Raw genomic sequence first — 13,246 nt, 5'->3', positions numbered from 1 at the left:
CGGCGGGTCATCACGATGTCGCGTCCAACGTCGAGAAAGAATCACATGACCAGTTCCCTGAATTACTCCGAGCTTCCCGAGCGGGCGCAGGAGGTACTTGCGAAATTCTTCCCCGACGAAGAGAAGATCGCCGCGCGCGTAGCCCAATTCACGGACGTGGAAGCCCGCGCGGGTGATCAGGACGGTGACCAAGAGGTGCTGGACGGAGTCACGTTCACGCACCACTTCGTCAACGCCCCCGGCGATCAGGAGACGGTGAAATTTCACTATGTCGAGGCGGGTGTCGGCGAGCCGATCGTGTTCCTGCACGGGATTCCGGACTCCTGGTATCAGTGGCATCACCAGATGGCGGCGCTGTCGATGACGAACCGCTGCATCGGAATCGATCTGAAGGGCTACGGGCAGTCGGAGAAGACGGCCGGCGACTATCGGCACAAGGGTGCGGCCGAACAATTGGTCGCCGCGCTCGACATGATCGGTGTGGACAAGTTCAACATCATCGCCCACGACCGTGGCACCATGCAGGCCGACTACATTGTGGCCAACCATCCCGATCGTGTGCTTCGGTACGGACGCGGCGAACAGCATCTCTACCACTTCCATCCTGACCTGGCGCCGCAGGGACCGATGTTCGCCGAAGCCCCGCGGACCGGGATGATGGAGGACCCGGTGCGGTTCGTGGTGTGGCTGTACACCTGGATCAGCAAGATCCAGCTACCCGATGACGAGATGCGCCGCACGATCCAGGAATTCGCGTACCCGGACATCAACCGCGCCGTGCCACGCTATTTCAATTCCTCGACATTCCGCCAGGAATGGCTTGAGCGGCGCAACCACCTGCTCGCCCAATGGAAATGCCCGGTGATGATCATGCAGGGCTACGACAGCAAGAGCCAGCCCCGGGAATTCTACGAAGACGCCCGCGACTACATCCCCAACGCAGCCGACGTCGCCGTCGAGTACATCGACGCCGGGCACTTCTGGTCCATGGAGAAGCCCGACGATGTCACCGTGCTGGTCAGGAGACTGCTCGACATGTAGTCGGCCAATACAACTGTTGCCGCGCGCTGGATTCGGGTTCTGTACCGCCGGCTGCGCAACCTGGATAGCACGTCCGCCAGGGCAACGATCCGTTGGCTTGTCCGGGTCGCCGACCCATGAGCCGCCAAGAAAAGGAGCATTCGATGAGCGTCACCAGTCCCACCACCAAGGCGCACGCCGACCTTCGGCATTCCGGTGCGCAGAAGGTGTACTTCGCCTGCTTCACCGAGCGCGGGCAGGCCAACATGGAAGACATCCAGCGAGTCATCCCCGCGCACAAGCAATGGATCGCCGAGCAAGAGGCGGCGGGGCGGATATTCATAGCCGGACCGTTTCTCACCGAGGACTTCTCCTATGCCGGTAGCGGACTCATCGTCTTTCGGGCGGAGACCTCCGAACAGGCTCGGCTTTTGGCGCAGCAGGACCCCATGCACGCCGCCGGACTTCGTACCTTCCGCATCGTGCCCTGGCAGATCAATGAGGGATCGATCCGGATCGACCTCACGTTGTCGAGCGGCGCGTTCGACTTCGCTTGAACCCACGCCAGTCGATGTGCACCACCAACAGGCGTCTGCTGGCGTTGCGACCTTCTCGCGCAGTTGATGTGAAGCGGAGATTTCAAGACCCAAGAACCGAAGATGCCGTGGTTGGCGATGATCGACTTCGCCGCGACGCACAACTTGCTTGGCTTGCGCTTGTACGTCATCGCCTCGACGCCTACCAACGGCCTCGGTTCGGTCCTGGCGAACTTGGAAGGGCACGTTGCCTACCAGACCACGCTCGAGCGTGACGGCATCATGTTCGCCGCGGGACCGTTGGCCAGCGAGGACCTGTCCGAGTGGCTCGGCGAGGGCCTGTTCATGTATCGGGCGGACTCCATCGACGCCGCCTGCAAGATCGCCGCCGCGGATCCCATGCACAGCAGCGGTGCGCGTACCTTCACCGTCCGGGAGTGGATGATGAATGAGGGGTCCTACACCGTCCAGGTGTACTACTCGGCGGGGATCCGCCCCCAGGTGCGCTAGCTTCATCACCCCGATGGGGCCGCGCACTCAGCTGGCCCACAGCAAGGGTGAGTTCGTCGAGCAGTCCTGCCACAGGTGTCAGTGCGAAAGTACCCGCGGTCCGCAACGAGCGCCAAGGTGGCGAACCGCCGCGCAACCAAGCTGAACATGGCACCACCCGCGACTGGTGGACACAGCGCGCTCATGCGACGTGGCATTGGCCGAAGTCGCGATTATGCAGACTGCGACGTGCCGTGCGGACGAAACTCGCACGGTGAGGCGGCCGCGACCGGTTTCGAACAGATTGGTTGTTGTCGGCAGCAGCCCGCCGAACGAGGCAAAACGTCAAAAGGACGCTGCCGCTTCCGCCAGATTGGTCATCTTTGGCTCAAGAACGGCGCGATCGCGGACAGCGTGGCGTCCGAAGCCGCAGGAAGGCTGAATCCACAGACGTTCCTCACCCACGACGCGTGCCCAGTCCGCGGCACGACTCTTGATCTTGGCCACGGTTTCCACCCAATAGTTCGCTTCATCAACGATGCCCGCGGCGAGCTGCATTGATTGGGGAAGATCCTTGAAGGCGTCGCGCTCGAGATACTCGCCGTAATAACATGCTTCGACGTTCGCGACGTCCACCACGCCGTCGAGTTCTTGGAAGACGGGTATCCAGGACGCGTTTCGCAGCACCGAGGAAAAGGGGCGCCCGCGATTGTTTCCGTTGCATAGATGAAGCCCCCGGATGGTTCCCGTCACACCTTCGAAGCAGCCCGCGACGATCGACGCCGCCGCAACGGGCGTGAGCTGGCCCTGGTTGACCATAATGCCCACAACGGGAGCGTCCAGCTGCACGTGCGAGCATCCTGCCTCAGCGAGGCCGCGGATCTCCCGATTGACTATTCGGATGAGGTTGGATGTCTGCTCCCGCAACTTTTCTTGCTGATCAAAGGCGGTCAGTAGTAGTTCAAATGGACTGACGACGGTCGCTTTTCGCACGCCGCCACCAAGTACGGCTTCGCGCCGATAGGCATCGACATGCCCGAGGCCGTTCGGTGCGTCGACGTCTCCGTCGATCCGGATGTGACCGAAGTCGTCGTAGTCGAATTCGTCTTCCTCCGGTGGCACGTCGACTGTGATGCCGGTCAACGCCTTCGAGAAATGCGCGATGAAGCGGTCGGCAAAGTACTCGCCACCGGTCCATTCCGCGAATCCGAAATCTCGTTGCTCGGCGATGGCTCGGGTTGCACACCGGTTTAGAACTTCGGTGCCCTTCTCGGCTGTCAGTTGCCCGGCGTGGTACTGCCGCAGCTCGTCTTGGGCATCCGCGTATGGCCACCACGATCCCACGACTGTCGTCCTAAGCGTCACTCTTCACCTCGTTCGTTGAGAATCGGATCACTGGTCAACCGGCATCTAAGACCGAGTACGACACCAGAGTGGAGACGTATCGTGCCGTCTGTGTAGTCGGGCGGGAGAACCTTATCCAGCCCATCGGGCGGCGTACTAGCCCCAATGCGCAGCGTGTCATCCATTGTCCGACGAACCATCCCATGTATCGCCGACGAGTCGACGCTGTTCGCTTGACGCTTCCCTGTCGGCGGCAAAAGACCTTGTCTAGTTTCGTGCGCGTTGTGATGCGTTTCCCCGCTGACTGTTTCGGTGTTGCAGAACGTTTCCCGATGATGGTCAATTGCCCGGGGGGACCAGCAGGTCCTGCCATGTGGATGGCTGTTGGCCATGCGCGAGATTTGACTGCGTGTAGGTCTTCCCGTCCGGCCCGATGTACGTCCCGGTGCTGGGGTCGTATTGCGCGGTGGCGATGGGCGGCGGCGTCGGTACCAGCGCTCCGGCCGCAGGCGCTCCTGGCGGTTGTTGTGGCACGGACTGGCCCGACAGTGTCGCGTTCGGGTCGCCCTTCCAGTTGTAGCCGTCGTTGAGCGGAACGTAGTTCTCGTCGCTCTCGCACAGCTTCACGGTGGGCGCTCGCTTGCCCGGCCGGGTCAGGCACGGCAGGTTGCGGGCACCGCGGACGTCGAGCGGCGAATCTTGGGGCACTCGGCAGTACATGTCTCCGGCGGGGCGATCTGGGTAGTCGACTTCACTGGGCGGGCGTACCTGTTGGGGCGGCAAGTAGCCGGTCGTGCATGGCGGCGGCAGGTTGGCGTTCAAGTTGAACGAGAGAGCCAGGCCCTTGTAGTCCTGCTTAGTGTCCCGGTTGGCGAGCGCAGCGCCCTGCAGCATCTCGACATCGGGTGGGAGCAGAACCAGGATCTGTTCGAGGCTCGGCTGGTAGGTGATCGCCACCTGGTCGAGGCTGACCATGTTGGCCAGCACGATCGGGAGGGTGGGTTGCAGCCGGTTGAACAGGTCCCGTATCTCGTCCGCCATTGCGGGACCCTTATCCAGCACGCCGTTCAACGCCGGATCCTGGGCTTGCAGCTGGTTGGTGATCTGGGCCGCGTTGGTCGCCCAGGCTTGAATCGAGTTCGACGTGTCGGTTTGGGTGTCCAGGATCGATTTGGACTGGTCGATGACCGTGGTGATCGAATCCAGATTGCGACGTGCGTCGGAGGCGAGGGTGGTCGTGCCCTTCACGATCCGCGCCAGCTCGGGGCCGAGACCGCCGACTGCGGTGTATGACTCGTCGATCACCGTCTTCAGGTCGTCGTGCGGGATGGCCTGCAGACCCGTGTTGGCGGCGGCGAGCACCGCGTTGATGTCGGGCGGCAACGTCGTGCGGTCGAGCGATACGACGTCGCCATTCTTCAGCGCAGGCCCATTGCTGCTCCGCGGAACGAGCTCGATGAACTGTTCACCGACTGCGTTCTGGCTGTGGACCTGGGCGACGAGATCGGCGGGGATCTTGGTGTCGGAGTTCAGGGAAAGGACGGCGTCAACTCCGGTGGTGCTCAAGCGGACGTCGTCGATGCGGCCGACCTCGACGCCGCGATAGGTGACATTGCCGTTCGCGTACAGGCCCCCTGATCCTGCGAGGTTGACCGTCACCTTGTAGTGCCCGGCACCGAAGAGCATCTTCGGCAGGTCTAAATAGCCGAAGGTCATCACCCCGCCGGCGATCAGCGTGACCGCGGAGAAGAAGACCAACTGCACCTTGACTCGTCTGGGCAGGTACATGTCAGGGCCCCTGGTCGTAGCGGTAGGGAGCAAGCAGTGGGTTGCCTGCGGTGTATGGGCTGGGTAGCACGCCGATTGTGCGTCCCCACTGCGTTTCCAGCTTCGTGAGATCTCCTTCGAACCGGGTTCCGGTGAAGAACGACGAGTCGAGCCGGCTCAACGTCATGTCGACGACGAGGCTGACGTTGGCGTAGTCGCCGCGGAACCACTTCGTCAGGGTGTCCTTGGCGAAGGGGAAGGTCGAGATCAGGCCCAACGAGTGGGTCAGTGCGGGCCCGGCGTTGGCCAGTGATTCCAGCACTGGACCCAAGTCCTTGAGTTCATGAACGAGTGCGTCCTTGGTCTGGTTGACCGAATCAGCTGCCAGGGCGTTGAATTTGCCGAACTGATCGACGGCGTCGATGAGCGTGTCTCGTTCGCGGTTGAGCACGGCCAACGCGTCGGGAATGGTCTCAAGGCCTTTGTCGATGACGGGTTTCTGCGCGGCGAACTGCCCGACCAATCGGTCCAGGCTGTCCGTGGCTTCGATGATGTCGTTGGTTTGATCGTTGACCCGGCCGATGAAGGTGTCCAGCTGGACGATCAGACTCCGCAGATCCCCCTCCCTGCCGGCGAACGCGGTGCTGAGCGCGGTGGTGATGTCTTGGACTTGCCCGATTCCGCCGTTGCTGAGCAGCATGGAGGCCGCCGCCAGGGTCTGCTCGGTGGACGGATAGGCCTTACCGGCCGACAGCGGGATCAAGGACCCCTGATGCAGCCTGCCTTCTGGTGCGGCATCGGTGGGTGGCGCGAGTTCGAGGTGCAGCGAGCCAAGCAGGCTGGTTTGGCCCAGTGTCACCGTGGAATTGGCGGGCAGGTTCACGTCGCCGTTGAGCCGCATCGTCACCAACGCGTGCCAGTCTTGGCGCTCGATCTTGGTGATCGTGCCGACGTTGACGTCGCCGACTCGGACCCGCGTGTTGGGCTCGATGTTGTTCACGTCGGGCATCTGCGCCCGAATGGTGAAGGCGCCCTCGCCGCTGCCCTGGGTGCCGGGCAGCGGCAGGGAGTTCAGCCCGCGCCACGAGCACCCCGACAGCCCCACCATCGTCACCAGAAGTACTGCGCCGGTTGCCCATCGGAGTCTCCTCATCACGACCCCGCGCCGTGCGGCAACATGAGGCCTGGCAGGCCTGCCGCAGGATCGGTCTGTTGCGTCGGGGGCCCGGCAGCCGGGGTAGGGGCGAGGGGCGATTCGGGGGCCAGTGCGGATTCGGCAGGCAACGGTGAAGGGGGGTCGACGGGAGCGGACGGCGTCTGCGGCGGAACGTAATCGGGACGCATCCAGTCCTCGCTATAGGTGACCTCGTTCGGGCGGGCGGCCGGCCCAACGATTGGATTGAAGCCGAGTGGCGGGAAGTTGTACTGCCGGTTCTTGACGATGGGCGCTAGGTACTGCACGCACAGCTTCGCGGACTGATCAGCACCCATCCGCGATGCGGCTTGTATTGCGCCGCAGATGAACGTGAGGGGATCGCTGAAGTTGTTGACCGCCGCGATTCCGCTCAGCGTGCCTTGAGCGGGCTGATAGAGGTTGGCGGCATTGGCCGCAACGGTGGGCAGGATATGCAGAGTCTGCTTGATGTCGTCGAGGCTTTGCGTGAGCGCGGTTGATACCGATGCCAGTTTGTCCGACGTGGTGCCGAGCGTTTCGCGATTGTCGTGCACGAAACTGCTCACATCGCCCACGACGTCGTTGAGGTCCTTTACGGCACTGGCGACTTCGCCAGGGTCGTCAGCCAGTAGCCCGGACACCGACGCGAGGTTTCCATTGAGTTGTCTGAGCAGATCTGTGCTGTCTTGCAGTGCCGACACCAGCATCGACAAGTTCTTGGTGCTGGTGAAGATGTCACCACTATGATCGCCGAGCGCTGAAAGTGTCTGTGAGAGTTTGATTATCGCGTCGCGGATCGCGGGGCCTTCGCCGCGCAGGTTGTCGGCGGTGGTGTGGATGAAGGCACCCAGGGTGCTGACCCCGCCCGGCTCGGCCGGCTGCAACGTCGCGGTGAGACGCTGCAGCTGGGCACGGACGTCGTCCCATTCCACCGGCACTGCTGTGCGTTGCTCCGGGATGACGGCGTCGTGACCCAGGGTGGGGCCACTACGGTAGGGCGGCGTCAGTTGGATGGCGCGCGCGGTCACCAGCGACGGAGACATGATGACCGCCTTGGCGTCGGCGGGTACGGGGTATTTGTCGTCGAACCAGAACGTGATCTTCACCTGAGCGGGCTGTGGCTCGATCGATTCGATCTTGCCTACGGTGACACCTCGGATGCGCACGTCGTCACCGACGAACACGCCGTTGCTGTTGTCGAAGTAGGCGACCACCTGGTTGCGGTGAGCTTTCTGGAAAGAATGGATCAGGACGTAGCCCGCACCCGCCACAGTGGCGATCAACACGGTGGCCAGCGCGATCTTTGCCAAGCGCGCGTTGATCATTGGCCGGTCTCTGGCTGCTGGATGGGTGCAGGCTCGCCGGGTGCGGGCTCGAATACCCGGCTCGGGGTTGGCGGGGTCGAGGCGTTCGGATCGGACGGTTGCTGCGCCGGGGGCCCTGGCGGTGGGCCACCAGGGGCAGGTGCGGGTAGCGGCTCGCGGTACGGGTAGCGAGAATCTCCGGGATTGCCGGTGATGGCATCGGGCAGAGTCAGATTCGGCTCTCCACCCTGGCCCGTTCGGGGGAAGGGGACCGGTAGTGCAGGTGTGCCCGGCTGGCCGGTCGGGGGGTCGGTGCGCTCGGAAGGTAGCAAGACGTTGGGGTCCAGTCCCAGGTCGGAGAATGCCGCATCGACGAACGGTTGCATGAACTGTCCCGGGATGAGGTTGGAGACGTAGGCTTTGAAGAAGGGGCCGCCGGACAGCGCCTCCCCAAAGCTCATGGCATAGGTGTTGAGGCCCTTGATGGACTGTTGGATCTGGGTCTTGCGGTTGTCGACGGTCGCCAGGACACCGTTGAGTTTCTCCAACGCGGGTTTCAGCGTCGCCCGGTTCTCGGCAATGAAGCCGCGTAGCTGTTGAGCCAGCGAGGAGATGTTGGCCGAAATGGTGTCAAGCGCGGCGCTTTGACTACGCAGGGCGGCCAGGATCGTATTGGTGTCCTTTATCAGCCGCATGATCGCGTCGGTGCGTTCAGCCAAGACCGTCGTCGCCTTGCTGGCGTTGGACAGCAAGTTGCGCAGCTCGGTGTCGCGCTGGTTGATCGTCTGGGAGAACCGCGCGACACCGTCGACGGCGAGCTTCAGTTCGGGCGGGGTGTCTTGCAATGTCAGCGAGAGGGTTTGCAGAGCACCCGAGAGCTGGTCGGTGTCCAGCCCGCTGATCGTTGCGGTGAGGTCGCCGAGGGCATCGGGGAGCTGGTACGCCGAAGTAGTGCGATCGATCGGGATCGCGCCGTCGAGGTGGCCGGCACCGCGCGGAGCGACCTCGAGGAGTTTGTTGCCGAGCAGGGTTTCGGTCTTTACGGAGGCTTCGGTCTGCTCGCCCAACCGAATGTCGTCGGCCACGGTGAATTCGATGAGGACGCCTTCGGGTTCGAGGGTGATCTTCTTTACCTGACCGGACGTGAAGCCGGCCACTTGCACGGGTGCTCCCGTCGTCAGGCCGCCGGCCTCCTCGAAGTACGCCGAGTAGCGGTTGCCGGTGGAGAGGAACGGCAGGCTGTTGTAGTTCAGCGCGCCCACCGTGACGGTTGCGACGAGGATCAGCGATATTGCTCCGATGATGATCGGGTTGCGCTCGCGGAAGGACTTCACTGTGGGGTACACCTGCCTGAGTTCTGGCCGGCGATCTTGATGTACACCGGTTGGCCACCCTTTCCATTGACTTTGAGTGCGATGTCGCACAGGTAGAAGCTGAAGAAGTCCCCGTTGAGAGCTTGGCGACCCAGTACCCGGTAGGCGTCCGGAAGCGTGTTGAGCAGGTTGTCGAAGTAGTCGTGCTCGGCGAGCACGGCAGCGGCGGTGCGGTCGGTCTGCTGGACCGTCTTTTGCAGCGGTGGCCGAGCGTGGGTCAGCAGGTCGGCGAGCGTGGCGGCGCTGGCGTTGGCGTACGCCACGGCGTTGCTGACGTCCTGGTTACGGCCGGCCAGCCCATGGACGAGTTGTGACAGTGAATCAACCGCTTCGCCGAACTTGTCGCTGCGATCGCCCAGTGATCCCAGCACCGTGTTGAGGTTGACCACGACTTGCCCGATGAGCGCGTCGCGGTCGGCCAAGGTGTTCGTCAGCGCTGCGGTCTGGGTGAGGATCGACCCGATGGTCGGCCCCTGACCCTGAAATGCCGCAATGAGCTGTCCGCTGAGCGCATTGACCTGGTCGGGGTCCAATGCTCGGAACAGCGGGCGGAACCCGCCTATCAAGGCGTCCAGGTCAAGGGCGGGCACGGTGCGGTCCAGCGGTATCGTCCCGCCGGGCGGGAGGATCTTCGTTTCCCCTGGGCCCTGTTCCAAGGCGAGGTAGCGACCGCCGATGAGATCGTCGTAGCGAACGACGGCCTTGCTGCCCGCGGTGAGAACGACCGAGTCGTCCGCGCCGAACGTCACCAGCGCTTTGGCGTCATCGGTGATGGTGATGTGCTTGACCTTGCCGACTTCGACGCCGGCGATGCGCACGAAGTTGCCGTTCTTCAAGCCGCTCACGGTTTCGAAGACCGCGTTGTAGGTCTTCTCCTCGGAGAACCGCAACTGTCCGTAGGTGGCTATCAATGCTCCTGCACCGACCCCGCACACGACGAACAGGAGCGCGAGTCGCCATAGGAGCCCTCTCAAGGAACGCACGTACTTCACCCTTCGGAGTCGTTGTGATCGGCATTGGTCCGCGCCACCGTCACGGCGGCGGGGGAGCCGCCGGATCCGTTGGCGTACTGCCGGACTGGGGCACTGCCTCAGCGGGTGGGGGTGTCTGCGGGGGCGGTGGCACCCCTGGGTACAACGGAGTGCCGTCCGGCCCGTATTGCGGGGCGCCATAGGGTGGAGCTCCGGGATAGGGAATGGGTCCAGGTGCCGGTCCGCCCGGGTAGCGGATGCTCGGTGGCGCGGGCATCCCGCGCGTCGCCGGCAAGTAGTTGACGTATCCCGGGAATCCAATACCGGGATTTGGCCGCACGTCCAGGCCCGTGCCGAATCCGGTGTCGGCGACCAGATAGCGAACTGGCCAGTTCTGGGCGACGTCGGGCAGCGATCCACATCCGGGTTTGCCCCCGGGGCCGCCCTTGGCGGCGACGGTGGGCAAGTTGTCCGGATACCTGTATGGGTCGTCACCCAGCAGGAGGGCTGCATCCATGATGAGCGACTTGCCGTTGGCGCCGCCCAGCATCTTTTCATGCTCGTCGAGGGTTTTGTTGGCTCCGACCAGGAGGCATGTCAGTTCGGGGTTGTACTTCATCAACAGATCGGTCGTCGGCTGCAACAGATTGATGGCACTGACCAAGTTGTCCTTGTTGGGGCCGATGAGGTCAATACCGCTGCGGGACATGCCGGCAACGCCAACCAGCAGCTGGTCTAGTTGGGCGGCCTGCGTCGTCACCGTGGTCGCGGTGGTACTGGCCGCGCGGACGGTGTCGAGGATATCTTGGGCCGCAGCGCCGTAGGTGTCGCTGACACCCTTGAGGGCTCGCCAGTCCTCGCGGAGGGCGTCGGTGCGCGGATTGAGCGCCAGCAGTACCTCATTGGAGTCGGTGATCGACGCGCCGATCTGCTCACCCTGTCCGCGAACCCCGGTAGCCAGAGCGGACAACACCCCGTTGAGCTTGTACGGGTCGATCTGTTTGATCAGGTCCACCAAGTTCTGGAAGACGGTGTTGACCTCGACTGAGACATTCTGGGACTGCAACACCGATCCAGCCGAAAGACGCTGCGGGCTTGGATCGTTCGGAAAGATCAGATCGACGTACTTCCCACCGAACAGTGACGTCGCACTGATACGGGCTTCGACGTTGGCCGGGATGTTGGCAATCTTGTCGGGATCGAGTTCCAGGCGAAGGCTCGCCGCGTTGGCGTTCTCCGTGATCGTCGCGACCCGGCCCACCTGAACCCCGCGCATCTTCACCTTCGCGTAGGGCTCCATCACCAAGCCGGACCGTTCCGCGGTCAGCGTGACGGGGACCGTCGGTGTAAACGCTCGATTGAACGCACCCAGGCTCAGTGCGACAAAGGCCGCCACGCTCAGCACCAGTAGCAGGGCCAACCACTCCGATGTGATCCGCGGGGTTCTCGTTCGTCCTGGCACGGCGTTATCCGGAGAGGTTGAAGTTGCCGGTCTGGCCGTAGAGGGCCAGCGTGACGAACATGATGACGAATGCCGACGCGATCAATGAGGCACGGGTGGCACGTCCCACCGCTTCACCCACCCCCGCGGGTCCCCCGCTCGCGGTGAATCCGTAATAGGTGTGTATCAACATGATCACCGTCACTTGAGCGACGGTGACGACGAAGGACCGCAATGCGTCGGCAGGGATGAAGAAGGTGTTGAAGTAGTGGGCGTAGACGCCGCTGGATTGGCCGTACAAGGCGGTGACGACGAACTGCCCGGAGGTGTACCCGAGCAGCAATGCGATGCAGAACAGGGGAACGGCGACGATCACGCCGGCTGCGACGCGGGTCGACGCCAGATATGCAATGGAACGGATGCCCATCACCTCCAGTGCGTCAATCTCCTCGTTGATCCGCATTGCGCCGAGCTGTGCAGTGGCGCCGGCGCCGATGGTGGCGGCGAACGCGATGGCTCCGGTGGACGGCGTGATCAGGCGAGTGTTCGCGAACGCCGAGGCGAAGCCAGTGAGGGCCTCGACCCCGATTTGGGAAAGCTGGTTGTAGCTTTGGGTTGCCAGCGCACCGCTGGTGGACATGGTCAGGAAGGCCACGACGGCCACCGTGCCGCCGATGACGGCAAGTGATCCCGTACCCAGACTCATCGCCGCGACCTGGCGCAGTAGCTCGGCTCTGTAGTTGATTACGACATCCGGCATCGCGCCCAGCGTCTTGCCGAAGAACCGGGCCTGATCACCCAGTCGTCGCCACCCCGACGTCGCGGTGCCCAACGCTCGGGTTGACGCGGGGAAGCGTTGGCGTGCAACCGTACTGACGCTCATGGCGTCACCTCAAAGCCAATGGCGGTTATGAGCACATTGATGACGAAGAGCAGAACAAACGAATAGACCACGGTTTGGTTGACCGCATTGCCCACGCCCGCGGGTCCGCCGCTCACCGTCGTTCCCTGATAACAGCCAATCAACCCGGCGGTCAAGCCGAAAACGGTCGCCTTGACCATCGACACCACGACGTCGGGCAGACCGGTGATCAGCGTCATCCCCGCCACGAAGGCACCCGGAGTGACGTGCTGGAAGTACACCCCGAACAAGAAACCTCCGACGAGCCCGACCATCGTCACTACCGAGTTCAGCAGCAACGCAACCACGGTGACGGCCAACACTCTGGGTGCCAGCAACGCACGAACGGGGTCCACACCCATGACGCGCAACGCGTCAAGTTCCTCGCGGATCGTCCGCGCGCCGAGGTCGGCACATATGGCGGCGGCGCCCGACCCCGCGACGACCAGAACGGTGACGAAGGGTCCAATCTGGTTGACCGCAGTCACCGACGCACCTGTGCCAGAGAGGTCCGCGGCGCCGAACTCGACGAGTAGCACGTTGAAAAGGAAGACCGCCAGAACCACGAACGGGATCGACAACATCATCGCCGGACCCAATGACACCCTAGCAACGAACCACGTCTGTTCAAGGAACTCACGCCACGCGAAGGGCCGTTTGAACACGGCAACGAAGATGTCGAGCGCCGTCGCGAAGAAATCGCCCACGCCACGCAGCGGCGCGAGCGCCGGGCTCTCGGACACACCCATCAGCAACCTCCATTGTCTTTGATGCCCAGCGGCGCTTGACCTTTAGCGGCACGCCAGCTCGTTAGTGAGCGCCGGAACCGAACTGTTGTGGCCAGACTGGATACTCCCCAAGTCGTGCTCATGAACCGTTGAGGATGCAGCAGTGGCGGAATCATGTGGCCTTACGCTCAATCCTCA

Annotated in this window: 12 protein-coding genes; 3 read left to right on the top strand and 9 right to left on the bottom strand. The window is 63.1% G+C overall.

The window, feature by feature from the left end; translation table 11 throughout:
• The first annotated feature begins 45 nt into the window (after positions 1–45).
• The 3 genes from ACXPWS_RS16150 to ACXPWS_RS16140 all read left to right on the top strand — a co-directional run bounded on the left by ACXPWS_RS16150 (position 46) and on the right by ACXPWS_RS16140 (position 2,066).
• Entirely contained in the window at positions 46–1,041 is a 996-nt protein-coding gene (locus ACXPWS_RS16150; protein WP_458707626.1) for an alpha/beta fold hydrolase, read from the top strand.
• Between the two features lie 143 nt (positions 1,042–1,184).
• Entirely contained in the window at positions 1,185–1,577 is a 393-nt protein-coding gene (locus ACXPWS_RS16145; RefSeq protein ID WP_458713369.1) for a YciI family protein, read from the top strand.
• A 102-nt stretch (positions 1,578–1,679) separates the two neighbouring features.
• The gene (locus tag ACXPWS_RS16140; RefSeq protein ID WP_458713368.1) at positions 1,680–2,066 is read left to right on the top strand and encodes a YciI family protein; all 387 of its coding nucleotides are present in this window, start codon (positions 1,680–1,682) and stop codon (positions 2,064–2,066) included.
• Between the two features lie 324 nt (positions 2,067–2,390).
• On the opposite strand, the gene ACXPWS_RS16135 is transcribed toward ACXPWS_RS16140, so the two are convergent.
• The 9 genes from ACXPWS_RS16135 to ACXPWS_RS16095 all read right to left on the bottom strand — a co-directional run bounded on the left by ACXPWS_RS16135 (position 2,391) and on the right by ACXPWS_RS16095 (position 13,069).
• Entirely contained in the window at positions 2,391–3,389 is a 999-nt protein-coding gene (locus ACXPWS_RS16135) for a hypothetical protein (RefSeq protein WP_458713367.1), read from the bottom strand.
• A gap of 339 nt (positions 3,390–3,728) precedes the next feature.
• Positions 3,729–5,177 carry an MCE family protein gene (locus tag ACXPWS_RS16130; RefSeq protein WP_458713366.1) on the bottom strand — a complete coding sequence of 483 codons (1,449 nt, stop codon included), beginning with the start codon at positions 5,175–5,177 and terminating at the stop codon, positions 3,729–3,731.
• 1 nt (position 5,178) lies between these two features.
• Positions 5,179–6,309: an MCE family protein gene (locus tag ACXPWS_RS16125; protein ID WP_458713365.1), complete on the bottom strand. Its 1,131-nt coding sequence runs from the start codon at positions 6,307–6,309 to the stop codon at positions 5,179–5,181.
• Positions 6,309–7,655 carry an MCE family protein gene (locus ACXPWS_RS16120; protein WP_458713364.1) on the bottom strand — a complete coding sequence of 449 codons (1,347 nt, stop codon included), beginning with the start codon at positions 7,653–7,655 and terminating at the stop codon, positions 6,309–6,311. Before ACXPWS_RS16120 ends, ACXPWS_RS16125 begins: the two co-directional genes overlap by 1 nt.
• Positions 7,652–8,968 (bottom strand): MCE family protein, encoded by a 1,317-nt coding sequence (locus ACXPWS_RS16115; RefSeq protein WP_458713363.1) that lies wholly within the window; start codon positions 8,966–8,968, stop codon positions 7,652–7,654. The genes ACXPWS_RS16120 and ACXPWS_RS16115 overlap by 4 nt, the downstream gene beginning before the upstream one ends.
• The gene (locus ACXPWS_RS16110; RefSeq protein ID WP_458713362.1) at positions 8,965–9,990 is read right to left on the bottom strand and encodes an MCE family protein; all 1,026 of its coding nucleotides are present in this window, start codon (positions 9,988–9,990) and stop codon (positions 8,965–8,967) included. The genes ACXPWS_RS16115 and ACXPWS_RS16110 overlap by 4 nt, the downstream gene beginning before the upstream one ends.
• 49 nt (positions 9,991–10,039) lie before the next feature.
• Positions 10,040–11,440 carry an MCE family protein gene (locus ACXPWS_RS16105; protein ID WP_458713361.1) on the bottom strand — a complete coding sequence of 467 codons (1,401 nt, stop codon included), beginning with the start codon at positions 11,438–11,440 and terminating at the stop codon, positions 10,040–10,042.
• Positions 11,441–11,444: 4 nt separating this feature from the next.
• Positions 11,445–12,302 carry an ABC transporter permease gene (locus ACXPWS_RS16100; RefSeq protein ID WP_458713360.1) on the bottom strand — a complete coding sequence of 286 codons (858 nt, stop codon included), beginning with the start codon at positions 12,300–12,302 and terminating at the stop codon, positions 11,445–11,447.
• A complete protein-coding gene (locus tag ACXPWS_RS16095; RefSeq protein WP_458713359.1) occupies positions 12,299–13,069 on the bottom strand; it encodes an MlaE family ABC transporter permease in 771 nt (256 codons plus the stop codon). The genes ACXPWS_RS16100 and ACXPWS_RS16095 overlap by 4 nt, the downstream gene beginning before the upstream one ends.
• Between the last annotated feature and the right edge of the window lie 177 nt (positions 13,070–13,246).

It is taken from the genome of Mycobacterium sp. BMJ-28 (genome assembly GCF_054404835.1).
The sequence above is the reverse complement of the archived record's forward strand: the minus strand, read 5'-3'. Positions and strand labels throughout refer to the sequence as shown.